This is a genomic window from Stenotrophomonas sp. Steno-Z10-HUANG (genome assembly GCF_056393075.1).
The window spans coordinates 86,452-102,080 of record NZ_JBWJPA010000003.1 but is presented as its reverse complement, the minus strand read 5'-3'; the positions used below and the strand labels follow the sequence as shown (position 1 = coordinate 102,080).

The following is a 15,629-nucleotide window of genomic DNA, read 5'->3' as shown; positions in this document are numbered from 1 at the left end:
CGGGAGCGGCCGCGACGGCGTTCACCAGCGCGCGCCGACCAGCCGCGGTTCGGGCTCGATCGGCACGCCGAAAGTCTCCAGTACCGAAGCGGAGATGCGGCGGGCGAAGGCCAGCAGTTCGGCGCCACTGGCGTTGCCATGGTTGACCAGCACCAGTGCGTGGTCGGGCGAAACGCCGGCATCGCCCTCGCGCCGTCCCTTCCAGCCGCAGGCCTGGATCATCCACGCCGCCGACAGCTTGCGGTGGCCTTCGTCCTCCCCCGGGAACACCGGCAGCGCCGGGTGCTGGTGTGAGAGCAGTTCGGCCTGCTCGCGCGGCAGGATCGGGTTCTTGAAGAAGCTGCCGGCATTGCCGAGCACGTCCGGGTCGGGCAGCTTGCGGCGGCGGATGGCGATGACCGCGTTGGCGACGTCGGCGGCCACCGGCAGTTCCACGGCCATGGCCCGCAGTTCTTCGCGGATGCCAGCGTAGTCCAGGCGCAGTTCGTGCAGCAGCGGCAGCCGGAACTGCACCGCGGTGATCAGGTAACGGTCGGCCTCGTGCTTGAACAGGCTGTCGCGGTAACCGAAGCGGCAGGCCGCCTGGTCCAGCTGCACCCATTCGTGCCGCATGGTGTCCCAGGCCTCGACCAACTGGATGAACTCCCCGACCTGGGCGCCGTAGGCGCCGATGTTCTGGATCGGCGCGGCGCCGACGGTGCCGGGAATCAGCGCCAGGTTCTCCAGCCCGGACAGGCCTTCGGCCAGCGACCACATCACCAGTTCGTGCCAGACCACGCCGGCCCCGGCGCGGACCACGGCATGGTCGGCGCGGTGCTCGAGGATCGCGATGTCGCGGTTGTCGAAGCACAGCACGGTGCCTTGCGGGTCGGCGGCGAGCAGCACATTGCTGCCGCTGCCCAGCACCAGCAGCGGCGATGGCGCCACCGCGGCCAGGGCCTCGGGCAGCGCGGCCGTATCGTGCACGCGCAGCAGCCGTGGCGCGCGGGCAGCGACATGGAAGGTATTGAGGGATCGCAGCGGGGCGTCTGTGGTCAGCGACCAGGGTGCAGCGGTTGTCATAGCGGGGCGACGGCGCCTCGGGAAGGTGCCTCGCGGCGGCGGCGGATGGCATCGACGCACTCGCCGATCAGTGCCGGGCCGCGGAAAATCAGGCCGCTGTAGCACTGCACCAGGGTCGCGCCGGCGGACATCTTGGCCACCGCGTCGGCGCCGGACTGGATGCCGCCCACGCCGATCAGCGGGATGCGCTCGGGCAGGCGCGCGCGCAGCCGGCGCAGCACCAGGGTGGACTGCCCCAGCAGCGGCGCGCCGGACAGGCCGCCGGTCTCGGCCGCGCGCCGGTCATGCTCCACGCCTTCGCGGCCGATGGTGGTGTTGGTGGCGATCACGCCGTCCACCTCCAGCTCGCTCAGCACCCGGGCGGCGGCTTCGATGTCGCGGTCGCTCAGGTCCGGCGCCACCTTGACCAGCATCGGCACGCGCCGGCCGTGCTGGGACGCCAGACGTTCCTGCGCGTCGCGCAGGCCGCCGACCAGCCGTCGCAGCGCCTGCTCTTCCTGCAGCTCGCGCAGGCCGGCGGTGTTGGGCGAGGAGATGTTGACGGTGACGTAGTCGGCCAGCGGGTACACCTTCTCCAGGCACACCAGGTAGTCGGACAGCGCGTCCTCGTTGGGGGTGTCCTTGTTCTTGCCGATGTTGATGCCCAGCGGCCCGGTGCGCTGGCTGCTGCGCTCGACGTTGCGCACCAGCGCGTCGACGCCGGCATTGTTGAAGCCCATGCGGTTGATGATGGCCGCGTGCTGCGGCAGCCGGAACAGCCGCGGCTTGGGGTTGCCTGCCTGCGGCCGCGGGGTGACGGTGCCGATCTCGACGAAGCCGAAGCCCAGGCCGAACAGCGCGTCGATATGCTCGCCGTTCTTGTCCAGGCCGGCGGCCAGCCCCACCGGGTTGGGGAAGTCCAGGCCGAACACCGTGGTCGGCATCGGCGCCGGCCGCGCCGCGAGCAGCGGCGTGGTGCCGGTGCGCCACGCCAGCTCCAGCGCGGACAGCGCCAGGCCATGGGCGCGCTCGGCGTCGAAGGCGAACAGAAAGGGGCGTACGAGCGGATACATGGGGTTCAGTCCAGCGTGCCGACGAAGGCACGGGTTCGGTATTCGAAGGCGACCCGTCCGTCCACCGCATGGGTGTCGAACAGGGCGCGCAGGGCGTGCAGCATCGGCTCGTGGCGTGGATGGCCGGCCTGCGGTGCATAGGAGGAGGACAGCAGGCGGCCGCGCAGGCCGTCGAAGTCCAGGTGCTGCGTGTTGGGCAGCTGCAGCTGGCCGCGCAGGCCGCGGCCGAACCACGCGCGCATGGCGTCGTCGTCCGGGTAGCGTTCGGCCACCGCGTCGTAGTCGGTACCGTAGTCGAGCAGCAACTGCTCATAACCGGACAGGAAGGGAGAGGCGTCGAGCAGGCGCGAGTTCCAGTACACCAGCGCCATGCCGCCCGGGCGCAGGATGCGGCGCCATTCCGGCCGCAGCGCGTCGGTGTCGAACCAGTGGAACGCCTGGGCGGCGCTGACCAGGCCGACGCTGGCGTCGGCCAGCGTGGTTGCTTCGGCGGTGCCGGCCACGAAGGTCAGCTGCGGATGATCGGCGGCCAGCCAGTGCTCGGCGGCCGCGCGCATCGCGGCATTGGGTTCGACCGCGACTACCGGGTGGCCGGCGTCGAGCAGCAGGCGGGTGCAGATGCCGGTGCCGGCACCGATGTCGGCGACCGGCGTGGTGGCCGGGACGCCGATGTCGCGATGCAACCAGTCCAGCAGCGCCGGCGGGTAGCCGGGGCGGTAGCAGACGTAGTCGGCCACCCGGCTGCTGAAACGCGCGGTTGGATCGTTCGGCTGCACGCCTGCCTCAGGCGTTCAGCGTGGCCAGCCAGGCCAGACCGCCGAAGAACAGGATGAAGGCGAGGATGGCGATCACCCACAGCGCCACCGACGCCCAGCCCAGCACCAGCCCGGTGATGGCCAGGCCGTCACCGTCGAGCTGGCCGTTGCTGCGGCGGATCTCGCCGCGCGCCATGTGGCCGAAGATGATGCCGCCGAGGCTGCCCAGGAGCGGCAGCAGGGTCCAGCCGAGGATGCCGGCGACCAGGGCGATCACGGCATAGCTGCTGGTCTGTCGTGGTGCGGGAATGCTCATGGTTGGACTCCGTTGCTGGGGGTGGGGTCGCTCTCCCGGTGGGAGAGGGAGGCGGCTGCGGGTGGCCCGCCGTTGCCTTTGTGCTGCCGTCTGCCGCCCCGATCCGGCGCGGCACTAGCCTGGTTCGGCTACCGGCAGTACCAGGCGCCGCGGCCATGCCGCCGCGGCGCCGTCGTCAGCAGCCGAAGGCCGACGCCATCACAGGTCGAACTTGATGCCCTGGGCCAGCGGCAGCGAGTCGGAGTAGTTGATGGTGTTGGTCTGGCGGCGCATGTAGACCTTCCACGCGTCCGAACCGGACTCGCGGCCACCACCGGTTTCCTTCTCGCCACCGAACGCGCCACCGATCTCGGCGCCGGAGGTGCCGATGTTGACGTTGGCGATGCCGCAGTCGCTACCGGCCGCGGACAGGAACTTCTCGGCCGACTTCAGGTTGGTGGTGAAGATCGACGAGGACAGGCCCTGCGGCACGCCGTTCTGCATGTCGATGGCTTCGTCCAGGGTCGTGTACTTCATCACGTACAGGATCGGCGCGAAGGTCTCGTGCTGGACGATCTGGTCGCTGTTCTTCAGGCCGGTGACGATCGCCGGCAGCACGAAGTTGCCCGGGCGGTCGATGGCGGTGCCGCCGGTCTCCACGGTGCCGCCGGCGGCCTTGGCCTTCTCGATCGAGGCCAGGAACTGCTGCACGGCCTCGGGGCTGTTCAGCGGGCCCATCAGGTTGGCCGGGTCGGTCGGGTCGCCGATCTTGCCTTCCACCTGCTTGTACGCCTTGACCAGGGTGGCCAGCACGTTGTCGTAGATCGATTCGTGCACGATCAGGCGGCGGGTGGTGGTGCAGCGCTGGCCGGCGGTGCCGACGGCGCCGAACACGATGCCCGGCACGGCCAGCTTCAGGTCGGCGGTCTCGTCCAGGATGATGGCGTTGTTGCCGCCCAGTTCCAGCAGGCAGCGGCCCAGGCGATGGGCGACGCGCTCGTTGACGATGCGCCCGATCTGGGTGGAACCGGTGAAGGAGATCAGCGGCACGCGCTTGTCGTCCACCAGCTTCTCCGACAGCGCGGTGCCGGCATCGTTGATCAGGAAGAAGATGTCCGGGAAGCCGCCTTCCTTGAGCGCCTCGTTGCAGATCCTCATCGTGGCGATGGCGGTCAGCGGGGTCTTGTTGGACGGCTTCCAGATGCAGACGTCGCCGCAGATCGCGGCCAGGAACGCGTTCCAGGCCCACACCGCGACCGGGAAATTGAACGCCGAGATGATGCCGACCAGGCCCAGCGGGTGGTACTGCTCGTACATGCGGTGGCCCGGGCGCTCGGAGTGCATGGTGTAGCCGTACAGCATGCGGCTCTGGCCCAGCGCGAAGTCGGCGATGTCGATCATCTCCTGCACTTCGCCGTCGCCCTCCGGCTTAGACTTGCCCATTTCCAGGGCGACCAGCGAACCCAGCGCGTCCTTGTGCCTGCGCAGTGCCTCGCCGCACAGGCGCACGGCCTCGCCACGGCGCGGGGCCGGGGTGGTGCGCCACGCCTTGAAGGCTTCCTGCGCGCGGGCGATCACGGTCTCGTAATCGGCTTCGGTGGTGGCCTGCACCTGGGCGATGACTTCACCGGTGGTCGGGTTGCGCGGCGAGAGCACGCCCGCGCCGGTGGCCGCTGACCACTGGCCATTGCCCAGGTAGGTGCCAGCGTTGGAAGCCTCGAGGCCGAGCGCCTTGAGCATTTCGAAGGACATGAAATCTCCTGATTGCTTTGCGTTGGGGGGCGCAGCCGCTGGCAACGGTGGGGTGCGGCGTGCAGAACGGCGATTTTAGCAGAGCCGCGCACGCTTCTTGGCCCGGGTGGATGCCGGATGCGGGGGCGGCATGCCACAATACGCGTCCGCAGGCCCCGTAGCTCAGCTGGATAGAGCGGTCCCCTCCTAAGGGACAGGTCGCACGTTCGAATCGTGTCGGGGCCGCCATTGATCCGCCTGCCGCGCGATGCCCGCGGCGCTCCCTGCGCAGACCGCCCGCATGTCCGCCAGCGCCAGCACCCCCCCACCTGCGTCGCTACCTCCGGCCCACCGGGCTGGAATGCCACGACCATGCGCAGTGGGTGTTGCCGGTGCGCGGCGAGCTGCCGTTTGAAGTAGGTGGCGCCGGTGGTCACCTGGACCGTTTGCTGGGCGCCTTCGTCGCGCCCGGGCAGGCCCACGACCTGGACGTGCTCGGCGACAACTGCTGCCTGGTCGTCGATTGTGCGCCCGGGGTGCTCGACGACGACACGCTCGAACACCTGTACCGCCGCCCCTGGCTGGCGCTGCCGGCGGCCATGCGCCAGCGCCTGCAGGGGTTGCCTGGCAGCCGCGCCCTGGGCGACCCGCTGCCGCACCTGCTGCGGCATTTCGCCCCGGCCGGCAGTGGCGCGCGGCTGCAGGGCGTGTGCGGCGCGGTGGTGGCCGCGCCGGGGCTGGACTGGTCGGTGGCGCGCATGGCGGCCCTGGCCGGGGTCGGTTGCAGTCGCCTGCACGCGCTGTTCGTGCGCGAGTTCGGGCTGCCGCCACTGGCCTGGGTCAGCGCCGCGCGGCTGCGCTGGGCCAGGCGGCAACTGCTGTGCAGCGACGCCAGCGTCAGCGACATCGCCCAGTGTGCCGGTTACTCGGAGCACAGTGCGTTCACCCGTGCGCTGCGTCGCGAGAGCGGGTGCACGCCACGGCAATGGCGGGCCCGGCAGTAGTCCGGGTCAAGACGCCGCCCGCCGCGGTGCCTACACTGCGCGCCGTTCTCCAGGGCAAGGGTGCGGCAGGCGTGAATCGTTCGATGAGTGTCGGGATCGCCAACGGCGTGGCTTCCGGGGCGCTGTGGGGCGTGGTGTTCCTGGCCCCGGCGGTGCTGTCCGGGTTCGCGCCGCTGCAGCTCGCGGCCGCCCGCTACCTGGTCTACGGCGCCCTGGCGCTGCTGTTGCTGGTGCCGCGCTGGCCGGCCCTGCGTTCGCGCATCGGGCGTACCGAATGGACCGCGCTGGCCTGGCTCAGCCTGCTGGGCAACCTGCTGTATTACGTGCTGCTGTCGGTTTCGGTGCAGTGGAGCGGTGGCGCGGCGGCATCGCTGATCGTGGGCATGGTGCCGGTGCTGGTGGCGGTTACCGCCGTGCGCGAACCGGGCGCGGTGCCGCTGTCGAAGCTGGCCCCGGCGCTGGCGCTGTGCGTGGCCGGGGTGGTGCTGATGGGCTGGGCGGCGATGGCGTCCTCGCACGTGCATGCCAGTACCGGGCGGCGCCTGGTCGGCCTGCTGTGCGCGGTGGGCGCGCTGCTGTCGTGGACGGTGTATTCGGTCGGCAATGCGCGCTGGCTGGCACGCTGCCCGGAGGTGTCCGGGCATGACTGGTCGTTGTTGACCGGGGTGGCCACCGGCGCGTTGGCCCTGCTGGTGGCGCCGCTGGCATTCGCCGGGGGCGGGCAGGGCCGTCCGGCCGCCGAGTGGGGCCTGTTCTGGCTGGTCGCCGCGGCGGTGGCGGTGCTGGCCTCGATCCTCGGCAATGCCTGCTGGAACCGCGCCAGTCGTGCGCTGCCGCTCAGCCTGGGCGGGCAGATGATCGTGTTCGAGACGCTGTTCGGCCTGCTTTACGGCTTTCTCTGGCAGCAGCGCTGGCCGTTGCCGCTGGAGCTGCTGGCGGCCGGCTGCCTCCTGGCCGGCGTGGTGCTGGCCGCGGCCGCGCACCGGCCCGCGGCCGAGGCGCTGGCACCGCACTGACGGCGCCACGACCCGGGCGCAGGCGCGCGTTCCGCGCAGATCCGGCGGGCGCCGTGCCGGCGGGGGCGCCACCCGGGCGCAGCGGTGCACCCGTCGCAGGGCAGGGCCGCTGCGGCCACTCCGGTGTCCGGGCCCGGCTTTTGCCGGTGCTTGCAGGCCTGATGGCCGATGATCGGCGTTGATGACATTTGCAACCGATGCATGCGTGTTCGCCGACGATCCTTGCAAGTGATGTTTTGCATCGCAGCACTTGACAGCGCATTCATCGCTGGTGTCCTCTTGGTCGCATGCACATGCCGTCGCCCTTCGTTGCCATCGACCCGCCGCCCGCAGGCGCGCTGCCGGGCGATCGCGGCGGCCTGTCCATCACCACCACCACCATTACCGTCACCACTCGCCCGGTGCGGCCCGTCGTCTTCGCGTAATTTCCGAAAACCACGGCCCCGCACCCGGATCAGGATGCGGGGGCTCCCATCCTGATGCGTGTCGGGGCCTCCAGCCGAGGTCCATCCGATGTCGCCAGTTGCCGCTCCGCTCCCCGCTCCCGCTCCCGCCACGGACGCCGTCGCCCGCAGCGTGGTCCATAAATTCGGCGGCACCTCGGTGGCCGACGCCGACCGCTACCGCCATGTCGCGCGGCTGCTGCTGGCGCGCGACGAGGACCTGCAGGTCGCCGTGGTGTCGGCGATGAAGGGAGTGACCGACGCACTGATCGACCTGGCGCGGTCGGCAGCGGCCGCCGACGCCGGCTGGGACGAGCGCTGGCATGAGCTGCGCGCCCGCCACCGTGCCGCGGCGGTGTCGCTGCTGGCCGAGAACGCCGGGCCGACCATCGAGTGGCTGGATGCGCGCTTCAACCGCCTGCGCGAGATCCTGGCCGCGTTGGCGGTGATCGGGGAGCTGCCCCGGGAAGTGCTGGACCGCGTGCAGGGCCTGGGCGAGGTGTTCTCGGCGCACCTGCTCGGCCATCACCTGCAGGCGCTGGGCGAAGACGCCGACGTGCTGGACGCGCGCGAGGTGCTGGTGGTCGACCACGGCGAGCTCGGGGTCGACGTGGACTGGAAGGCCAGTGCCGCCAAGCTGGCGCTGTGGCGCGACGCGCACCCGGCGCGGCGGCTGGTGGTCACCGGCTTCGTCGCCCGCGACCGCCGGGGCAACATCACCACGCTCGGCCGCAACGGCAGCGATTTTTCCGGGGCGATCTTCGCCGCGCTGTTCGCCGCCGACGAGCTGCACATCTGGACCGACGTGGACGGTGTCCTGTCGGCCGACCCGCGGGTGGTGCCTGAGGCCGTGCAGCTGGAGGCGCTGAGCTACGACGAGGCCTGCGAGCTGGCCTATTTCGGCGCCAAGGTGGTGCACCCGCAGACCATGTCCCCGGCGATCGAACGCGGCCTGCCGATCATCATCCGCAACACTTTCCACCCCGAGCATCCGGGTACCCGCATCACCGCGGTCAGCGCCGGCAGGGGACCGATCAAGGGGCTGACGCTCAGCCCCGAACTGGCGGTGCTGAACGTCGAGGGCACCGGCCTGATCGGCGTGCCGGGCACCGCCGAGCGCGTGTTCGCGGCCCTGCGCAACGCGCATGTGTCGGTGGTGATGATCTCGCAGGGCTCGTCCGAGCATTCGATCTGCTGCGTGGTACGCCAGGCCGAGGCGGCGCGCGCCCGCGATGCGCTGGTGCAGGCGTTCTCGCACGAACTGGCCGCCGGCCAGGTGCAGCGGGTGCAGCTGACCGAGGGCGTGAGCGTGCTGGCCGCGGTGGGCGACGGCATGGCCGGCCAGCCGGGCGTGGCCGCGCGCCTGTTCGAGGCGCTGGGACGGGCGCAGGTCAATATCCTGGCCATCGCCCAGGGCTCGTCGGAGCGCAATATCTCCGTGGCCATCGATGCCGGCGACGCGACCAAGGCGCTGCGCGCCGCGCATGCAGGGTTCTGGCTGTCGCCGCAGACCTTCTCGGTCGGGGTGATCGGCCCGGGCAACGTCGGCGCCGCGCTGCTGGAGCAGCTGCACCTGGCGCAGCCGCAGTTGCTGGCGCGGGCGAAGCTGGACCTGCGCCTGCGCGCGGTGCTGTCGCGCAACCGCATGCTGCTGGACGCACGCGGCGTGCAGGGCGACTGGAAGGCCGCGTTCGAGGCCGGCGCCGAGCCGGCCGACCTGGACCGCTTCACCGAGCACCTGCTGTCCGCGCGCCTGCCGCACACCCTGGTCATCGACTGCAGCGGCAGCGCGGACGTGGCCGACCGCTATGCCGGCTGGCTGGCCGCCGGCATCCACGTGGTCACGCCCAACAAGCAGGCCGGTTCCGGCCCGCTGGCGCGCTACCAGGCGATCCGCGAGGCGGCCACCGCCACCGGCGCGCGTTTCCGTTACGAGGCGACCGTGGGGGCCGGGTTGCCGGTCATCACCACCCTGCGCGACCTGGTCGATACCGGCGACGAGGTGACGGCGATCGCCGGCATCTTCTCCGGCACCCTGGCCTGGCTGTTCAATAAATACGACGGCAGCGTGCCGTTCTCGCAACTGGTCGCGCAGGCGCGGGCGATGGGCTACACCGAGCCGGACCCGCGCGACGACCTGTCCGGGGTGGACGTGGCGCGCAAGCTGGTGATCCTGGCGCGCGAGGCCGGGCATGCGCTCAGCCTGGAGGACGTGGTGGTGGAGGGCCTGGTGCCCGCGGACCTGCAGCAGGGCGGCGTGGAAGCCTTCATGGCGCGCCTGCACGAGGTCGATGCCGGCTTCGACCAGCGCCTGGCCGACGCCCGCGGGCGCGGCAATGTGCTGCGCTATGTCGCGCGTTTCGAGCCCGGGCAGCGGCCCACGGTCGGCCTGGTCGAGCTGCCCGGCGATCATGCCTTCGCCAATCTGCGCCTGACCGACAACGTGGTGCAGTTCCGCACCCGCCGCTACTGCGACAATCCGCTGGTGGTGCAGGGGCCGGGCGCTGGCCCGGAAGTGACGGCCGCCGGGGTGTTCGCCGACGTGCTGCGGGTGGCTGCGGGGGAGGGGGCGCGACTGTGAGCAGGCAGGCAATGCAGTCCGCCGCCGGCCGGGACGAGGCGCGCGCCTTCGCCCCGGCCTCGGTGGCGAACGTGGCGGTCGGGTTCGACCTGCTCGGCTATGCCGTGGCCGGTGTCGGCGACACGGTGACGGTGCGCCGCATCGACGCCCCGGAGGTCCGCATCGCGGCGATCCGCGGCACCGCCGTGGACCTGCCCAGACAGGCGGCGGCCAACACCGCCGGCGCGGCGCTGATCGCGCTGCGGCAGGTACTGGCGCTGCCGTTCGGGTTCGAGATCGAGATCGACAAGGGCATCCCGCTCAGTTCCGGCATGGGCGGCTCGGCGGCCTCGTGCGTGGCCGCGCTGGTCGCGGCCAATGCGCTGCTGGATGCGCCGCTGGGCCGGGACCAGCTGTACCTGCATGCGCTCGACGGCGAGGCCGTGGCCAGTGGCAGCCGCCATGGCGACAACCTCGGGCCGATGTTCCTCGGCGGACTGGTGCTGTCCACCCTGGAGCGGCTGGTGCCGGTGCCGGTGCCGGCGCACTGGCACAGCCTGCTGGTGCATCCGGACGCGCAGCTGGAAACCCGGCGCGCGCGCGCGGCGCTGCAGGGAAGCTATGCGCTCGGCGAATTCGTCGCGCAGAGCACCAACCTGGCGCTGGTGCTCGCCGGTTGCCATGCCGGCGACGCCGGGCTGGTACGCGCCGGCCTGCGCGACGTGCTGGTGGAGCCGCGCCGTGCCCCGCTGATCGCCGGCTTCGGCGCCGCCCAGCAGGCGGCACTGGCGGCCGGCGCCATGGGCGCCAGCATCTCCGGCGCCGGCCCCAGCGTATTCGCGTGGTTCGAGAGCGCCGATGCCGCGCAGGCGGCCGCACCGGCGGTGCAGGCCGCTTTCGCCGCTGCCGGCTTCGACAGCCAGAGTTGGGTGACGCCGCTGCACAGCCCCGGCGCGCGCCTGCTTTGAACTCCCGCCCTCCCGCGTGGGGGCGCCTTCATGGAAACCTTTTCCCATGCACTTCATCTCCACCCGCAACAACGCGCCCGCCGCCACGCTCAGCCAGGCCATTGCCGCCGGCCTGGCGCCCGATGGCGGGCTTTACGTGCCGCAGCAGATGCCGGCGGCGCGCTCCCTGCAGGCGGGCGCTTCGCTGGCCGATACCGCATCGACGCTGCTGCAGCCGTTCTTCGCCGGCGATGTGCTGGAAGCGGAGCTGCCGCGGATCTGCGCCGAGGCCTTCGATTTCCCCGCGCCATTGCGCCGCCTGGCCACCCGCAACGATCACGTGCTCGAGCTGTTCCACGGGCCCACGGCCGCGTTCAAGGACTTCGGCGCGCGCTTCCTGGCCGCCAGCCTGGCGCGGCTGCGGGCCGGCCACGAGCGCCCGTTGACCGTCGTGGTCGCGACCTCCGGCGACACCGGCGCGGCCGTCGCCGCCGCGTTCCATGGGCAGCCCGGGCTGGAGGTGGTGGTGCTGTACCCGGACGGACGGGTGTCGCCGCGCCAGGCGCACCAGTTGGGCTGCCTGGGCGGCAACATCCGCGCGCTGCGCGTGGCCGGCGCGTTCGACGATTGCCAGGCCATGGTCAAGCAGGCGTTGAACGACGCGGAGCTGCAGGCGCGGGTGCCATTGAGCTCGGCCAACAGCATCAGCCTCGGCCGCCTGCTGCCGCAGATGGCGTACTACGCCCACGCGGCGCTGGCCCACCAGGCCGCACAGGACACGCTGCTGAACGTCGTCGTCCCCACCGGCAACCTCGGCAACGCCATGGCCGCGGTCATGGCGCGTGCGCTGGGCGTGCCGTTGGGCCGCATCGTGCTGGCCACCAACGCCAACCGCGTGCTGCCGGACTACTTCGCCGGGGCCGCTTACCAGGCCCGTACCAGCGTGGCCACGCTGGCCAACGCCATGGATGTCGGCGCGCCCAGCAACTTCGAGCGGCTGCGCTGGCTGCATGCCGGCGACGACAACGTGCTGCGCGCCCAGTTCGTCGCGCGCGCGGTCGATGACGACGCCATCGCCGACACCATCGCCACGCGCCACCAGCGGCATGGCGAGGTGCTGTGCCCGCACACCGCCACCGCGGTGCGGGTGCTCGAGCAGCTGCGCGCCAGCGGCGAGGCTGCCGCGCACGAGCACTGGGCGGTGGTGGCGACGGCGCATCCGGCCAAGTTCGAGGCCGTGGTCGAGCCGCTGATCGGCCGCGAGGTGCCGGTGCCGCCGGCGCTGGCCGAACTGCTGCGGCGCCCGGCCCAGGCCGAGCCCTGTGCGCCGGAGTACGCCGCGCTGCGCGACGCGCTGCTGCGCTGATGCGTGCGGTCGCCGCGTTGTCCACAGCGGATGTGGAGCGTGGCGAGGAAAGCCTGTGGACAAGTGCCCGCCGCGCCAGCGGCGGCGGGCGTTGGCCCCGGCGTGGCGAAAATGGCGCCAGGCTGGCCCGTGGCCTCAGGCGGCGCGCGGACGCGGCAGGCGGCCGGCCGGACGGTGCCGGTTGCGCCCCGACAGGCCCAGCAGCCAGGTCGCCACCGGCAGCGCAGCCAGCATCAGCAGCCAGCCGGCGATGACGAAGCCCCCGGCCGCGAACACCGGCAGCCCGGCCGCCGCCGTGAATGCGGTGGCGAACGTCAGCGTCGCCAGCGCGGAATGAAAGCGCGGCCGCTCGCGGCCCAGTCGCCGCAGCAGCCACGCCGCGGGCAGCGCGAGCAGTACGTTGAGCACGAAGTCCTGCACGGTCAATGCGGCGTACCACGCGTTGCCGGACAGCCCGGCCTGTGCCAGCCGGGTGGGGAGCGTGTTATGGGCGGCGATGGCCGGCCAGGCGTTGAGGACCAGCAGCATGAAACCAATGCCGATGGCGATCGAGAGCAGTGTGGCGATAGGGCGCGACATGAGGCCTCCCGGGTCAGCCGCCGGCGGTGGCGCGGCGGTCGCGCCCAGCTTGCAGGGCCGGGGCGGGGGACGTCAAACGCCGTCCGGGCTCAGCCCAGGTCGTCGTTGGCCAGCGTCTGCAGGCCGGTGAAATCGAGGATCTCGACCACGTTCAGCTGCGGCAGGGCGATCAGCCCCTGCTGGCGCAGCTTGGTGAAGGTGCGGCTGACCGTTTCCATGGTCAGGCCCAGGTGGTCGGCGATGTCGCCGCGGCCCATCGGCAGCGCCACGCGGTTGCCGACCTGGCCCAGCGCGGCCTCGCGCGCGGCCAGCCGCAGCAGGAAGTCGGCCAGCCGTTCCGGCGGCTGCAGCCGCGCCAGCGCCAAGGCATTGTCCTGCGCGGCATCCAGTTCCTGGCAGGCGCGTTGCAGCAGCTTGCGCTCCAGGTGCGGGTAGCGCTGGCGCAGGTCGCGCATCTGCGTGGTCGGCACCCGGCATACCCGGCTGTCGGCGATGGCCTCGATGTCGTAGCGGTGGTGGTCGCTGCCGCTCAGGCCGACGTAGTCGCCGGGAAGCACGAAGCCGTTGACCTGGCGGCGGCCATCGGCCAGCGTGCGCACCAGCCGCAGCGCGCCCTCGGTCACCGTGAACACATGCGCGCGCGGCTCGCCACTGCGGGCCAGGGTGGCCCCCATCGGCACCGGCATGGAGGTGGTGATCTGCTCCAGTGCCCGCACCTCGTCGCAGGACAGTGCCGAGCACACCGACAGGTGCCGCACCGAGCAGTGCAGGCACTCGCGCGCGCCGCTTCCATCGGAAACGGGGGGCGGTACGGAGTTTGGCTCGGAACCGGGGACGGACCGGGTCATGGCGTCGCAGCGGGGGAGGTGGGCGCATGATACTTCATGCGGTCGGCGCGGGCGGCGTGGCGCTAGAATTGGCGTCCGCTCACCCCCACTGTTTGCAGGAGTTTCGCCCGTGATCAAGCCCCGTACCCCGCCCGGCATCATGGAATTGCTGCCGCGCGAGCAGATTGCGTTCCAGCGCATGCTGGACGTCATCCGCCGCAACTACGAGCGCTTCGGGTTCCTGCCGGTGGAGACCCCGGTGTTCGAGCTGTCCGACGTGCTGCTGACCAAGTCCGGCGGCGAGACCGAGCGCCAGGTCTATTTCGTGCAGTCCACCGGGGCCCTGGCCAACGCCGCCGGGTCGGCCGACAAGGGCCTGCCGGAGATGGCGCTGCGCTTCGACCTGACCGTGCCGCTGGCGCGCTACGTGGCCGAGCATGAGCACGAGTTGACCTTCCCGTTCCGCCGCTACCAGATGCAGCGGGTCTATCGCGGCGAGCGCGCCCAGCGCGGCCGGTTCCGCGAGTTCTACCAGTGCGACGTGGACGTGATCGGCAAGGACGCGCTGAGCATCCGCTACGACGCCGAGGTGCTGGCGGTGATCCATGCGGTGTTCTCCGAGCTGCGCATCGGCCGCTTCGCGGTACAGCTGAACAACCGCAAGCTGATGCGTGGCTTCTTCGAGGCCCAGGGCGTGTCCGACCCGCAGCAGCAGGCACTGGTGCTGCGCGAGGTCGACAAGCTCGACAAGCGTGGCGCCGATTACGTGCGCGACACCCTGGTCGGCCCGGATTTCGGCCTGCCGACGGCCGCGGTGGAACGCATCCTCGCCTTCGTCGAGGTGCGCTCGCAGTCGCATGCCGACGCGTTGGCCCGGATCCACGCGGTGCTGGCCGAGGCCGGTGCCGCCGCCAGCGAATCGCTGCGCAGCGGCGCCGCCGAGCTGCGCGAGGTGCTGGAACTGGTGCGGGCGCTGGGCGTGCCGGAGGACGCCTACTGCCTGAATTTCTCCATCGCCCGCGGGCTGGATTACTACACCGGTACCGTCTACGAGACCACGCTGCTGGAGCACCCGCAGATCGGCTCGATCTGCTCGGGCGGCCGCTACGAGGACCTGGCCAGCCACTACACCAAGAGCCGGCTGCCGGGCGTGGGCATTTCCATCGGCCTGACCCGGCTGTTCTGGCAGCTGCGCGAGGCCGGTTTGATCGAAGGCATCGCCGAGAGCAGCGTGCAGGCCATGGTGGCGCTGATGGACGAGGCGGCGATGCCGCAGTCGCTGGACATCGCCCGCCGCCTGCGCGCCGGCGGCATCAATACCGAAGTGCAGATGGAGCCGAAGAAGATCGGCAAGCAGTTCCAGTACGCGGCCAAGGCCGGCATCCGCTTCGTGGTGCTGGCCGGCGACGACGAGCTGGCGCGCGGCGTGGTCGCGGTCAAGGATTTGTTGCGCGAACAGCAGTTCGAAGTCGCCCGCGACGAGCTGGCGTCCACCCTGCAGGTGGAGCTGGAGCAGACCCGGGCGATGGCGCGCTGAGCGCCGCGCAAGCTGAACCGAAGGCCCCGCATCGCGGGGCCTTCTGCTTTCCGGGGGGCGCCGACGTTTGACCCGGCGCCCCGTCTTGGACTAATGTACTAGCACGCTATTACATTGGTACGTATGAAACCGCGCCCCGACCCCGACCGCGAAAAGGCTTCCGACGCTTCCCTCAGGGCGCTGGCGCGCGCGTTTGCCGCATTGGAGCGGCCGCAGGACGTGCAGGCGTTCCTGCGCGACCTGTGCACGCCAGCCGAGCTGGAGGCGATGGCCGACCGCTGGCGGGTGGTGCCGTTGCTGCGCAAGGGCGTGCCGTATCGCGAGATCTACGACCTGACCGGGGTGAGCGTGACCACCATCGGCCGGGTCGCGCGCTCGCTCGAGCATGGCGCGGGCGGGTATGCCGTCGCCATCGAGCGCCTGTCCGCGCGCAAAGCCGAATCCAACTGAGACAA

Annotated in this window: 15 protein-coding genes and 1 tRNA gene; 9 read left to right on the top strand and 7 right to left on the bottom strand. The window is 71.4% G+C overall.

What is annotated here, in order from left to right; all coding sequences use genetic code 11:
- Positions 1-21: 21 nt before the first annotated feature.
- The 5 genes from murB to amaB all read right to left on the bottom strand — a co-directional run bounded on the left by murB (position 22) and on the right by amaB (position 4,916).
- Complete coding sequence (gene murB, locus AC06E6_RS05560) at positions 22-1,062, bottom strand: UDP-N-acetylmuramate dehydrogenase (RefSeq protein WP_478060557.1); 1,041 nt, start codon at positions 1,060-1,062, stop codon at positions 22-24.
- Entirely contained in the window at positions 1,059-2,114 is a 1,056-nt protein-coding gene (locus tag AC06E6_RS05555; protein ID WP_104938952.1) for a quinone-dependent dihydroorotate dehydrogenase, read from the bottom strand. Before AC06E6_RS05555 ends, murB begins: the two co-directional genes overlap by 4 nt.
- A 5-nt stretch (positions 2,115-2,119) precedes the next feature.
- On the bottom strand, positions 2,120-2,890 hold the full coding sequence (locus AC06E6_RS05550) for a class I SAM-dependent methyltransferase (protein WP_478060555.1): 771 nt from the start codon (positions 2,888-2,890) through the stop codon (positions 2,120-2,122).
- A gap of 7 nt (positions 2,891-2,897) precedes the next feature.
- Positions 2,898-3,185: a DUF4190 domain-containing protein gene (locus AC06E6_RS05545; protein ID WP_104938950.1), complete on the bottom strand. Its 288-nt coding sequence runs from the start codon at positions 3,183-3,185 to the stop codon at positions 2,898-2,900.
- Positions 3,186-3,383: 198 nt separating this feature from the next.
- On the bottom strand, positions 3,384-4,916 hold the full coding sequence (gene amaB / locus AC06E6_RS05540) for an L-piperidine-6-carboxylate dehydrogenase (RefSeq protein ID WP_104938949.1): 1,533 nt from the start codon (positions 4,914-4,916) through the stop codon (positions 3,384-3,386).
- Positions 4,917-5,067: 151 nt separating this feature from the next.
- On the opposite strand from amaB, the gene AC06E6_RS05535 reads away from it, so the two are divergent.
- The 7 genes from AC06E6_RS05535 to thrC all read left to right on the top strand — a co-directional run bounded on the left by AC06E6_RS05535 (position 5,068) and on the right by thrC (position 12,231).
- Positions 5,068-5,144, top strand: a tRNA-Arg gene (locus AC06E6_RS05535).
- Between the two features lie 137 nt (positions 5,145-5,281).
- A complete protein-coding gene (locus tag AC06E6_RS05530; RefSeq protein ID WP_478060715.1) occupies positions 5,282-5,899 on the top strand; it encodes a helix-turn-helix transcriptional regulator in 618 nt (205 codons plus the stop codon).
- An 83-nt stretch (positions 5,900-5,982) separates the two neighbouring features.
- Positions 5,983-6,915 (top strand): DMT family transporter, encoded by a 933-nt coding sequence (locus AC06E6_RS05525; RefSeq protein ID WP_478060552.1) that lies wholly within the window; start codon positions 5,983-5,985, stop codon positions 6,913-6,915.
- Positions 6,916-7,208: 293 nt separating this feature from the next.
- The gene (locus tag AC06E6_RS05520; protein WP_275692472.1) at positions 7,209-7,340 is read left to right on the top strand and encodes a hypothetical protein; all 132 of its coding nucleotides are present in this window, start codon (positions 7,209-7,211) and stop codon (positions 7,338-7,340) included.
- 88 nt (positions 7,341-7,428) lie between these two features.
- Complete coding sequence (gene thrA, locus AC06E6_RS05515) at positions 7,429-9,939, top strand: bifunctional aspartate kinase/homoserine dehydrogenase I (RefSeq protein ID WP_478060550.1); 2,511 nt, start codon at positions 7,429-7,431, stop codon at positions 9,937-9,939.
- A gap of 11 nt (positions 9,940-9,950) precedes the next feature.
- Positions 9,951-10,886, top strand: coding sequence for a homoserine kinase (locus tag AC06E6_RS05510; protein WP_478060549.1), 936 nt, complete (start codon positions 9,951-9,953; stop codon positions 10,884-10,886).
- Positions 10,887-10,932: 46 nt separating this feature from the next.
- On the top strand, positions 10,933-12,231 hold the full coding sequence (thrC, locus tag AC06E6_RS05505) for a threonine synthase (protein WP_313231021.1): 1,299 nt from the start codon (positions 10,933-10,935) through the stop codon (positions 12,229-12,231).
- A 135-nt stretch (positions 12,232-12,366) separates the two neighbouring features.
- Here thrC and AC06E6_RS05500 read toward each other — a convergent pair whose 3' ends face one another.
- Together AC06E6_RS05500 and AC06E6_RS05495 are read right to left on the bottom strand one after the other, a co-directional pair.
- Complete coding sequence (locus tag AC06E6_RS05500; protein ID WP_478060546.1) at positions 12,367-12,810, bottom strand: hypothetical protein; 444 nt, start codon at positions 12,808-12,810, stop codon at positions 12,367-12,369.
- An 89-nt stretch (positions 12,811-12,899) separates the two neighbouring features.
- Positions 12,900-13,658 carry a Crp/Fnr family transcriptional regulator gene (locus AC06E6_RS05495; protein WP_161613729.1) on the bottom strand — a complete coding sequence of 253 codons (759 nt, stop codon included), beginning with the start codon at positions 13,656-13,658 and terminating at the stop codon, positions 12,900-12,902.
- 109 nt (positions 13,659-13,767) lie between these two features.
- Here AC06E6_RS05495 and hisS point away from each other — a divergent pair, with 109 nt between their 5' ends.
- Complete coding sequence (gene hisS, locus AC06E6_RS05490) at positions 13,768-15,174, top strand: histidine--tRNA ligase (RefSeq protein ID WP_478060544.1); 1,407 nt, start codon at positions 13,768-13,770, stop codon at positions 15,172-15,174.
- A gap of 123 nt (positions 15,175-15,297) precedes the next feature.
- Positions 15,298-15,624: a YerC/YecD family TrpR-related protein gene (locus AC06E6_RS05485; RefSeq protein WP_056932785.1), complete on the top strand. Its 327-nt coding sequence runs from the start codon at positions 15,298-15,300 to the stop codon at positions 15,622-15,624.
- The last annotated feature ends 5 nt before the right edge of the window (positions 15,625-15,629 follow it).

Coding starts and splice junctions, on each gene's coding strand:
- AC06E6_RS05555 (WP_104938952.1), bottom strand. CDS start 2,114: ATGTATCCGCTCGTACGCCCCTTTCTGTTCGCCTTCGACGCCGAGCGC.
- AC06E6_RS05500 (WP_478060546.1), bottom strand. CDS start 12,810: ATGTCGCGCCCTATCGCCACACTGCTCTCGATCGCCATCGGCATTGGT.
- murB (WP_478060557.1), bottom strand. CDS start 1,062: ATGACAACCGCTGCACCCTGGTCGCTGACCACAGACGCCCCGCTGCGA.
- AC06E6_RS05495 (WP_161613729.1), bottom strand. CDS start 13,658: ATGACCCGGTCCGTCCCCGGTTCCGAGCCAAACTCCGTACCGCCCCCC.
- thrA (WP_478060550.1), top strand. CDS start 7,429: ATGTCGCCAGTTGCCGCTCCGCTCCCCGCTCCCGCTCCCGCCACGGAC.
- AC06E6_RS05485 (WP_056932785.1), top strand. CDS start 15,298: ATGAAACCGCGCCCCGACCCCGACCGCGAAAAGGCTTCCGACGCTTCC.
- AC06E6_RS05525 (WP_478060552.1), top strand. CDS start 5,983: ATGAGTGTCGGGATCGCCAACGGCGTGGCTTCCGGGGCGCTGTGGGGC.
- AC06E6_RS05520 (WP_275692472.1), top strand. CDS start 7,209: ATGCCGTCGCCCTTCGTTGCCATCGACCCGCCGCCCGCAGGCGCGCTG.
- AC06E6_RS05545 (WP_104938950.1), bottom strand. CDS start 3,185: ATGAGCATTCCCGCACCACGACAGACCAGCAGCTATGCCGTGATCGCC.
- thrC (WP_313231021.1), top strand. CDS start 10,933: ATGCACTTCATCTCCACCCGCAACAACGCGCCCGCCGCCACGCTCAGC.
- amaB (WP_104938949.1), bottom strand. CDS start 4,916: ATGTCCTTCGAAATGCTCAAGGCGCTCGGCCTCGAGGCTTCCAACGCT.
- AC06E6_RS05510 (WP_478060549.1), top strand. CDS start 9,951: ATGCAGTCCGCCGCCGGCCGGGACGAGGCGCGCGCCTTCGCCCCGGCC.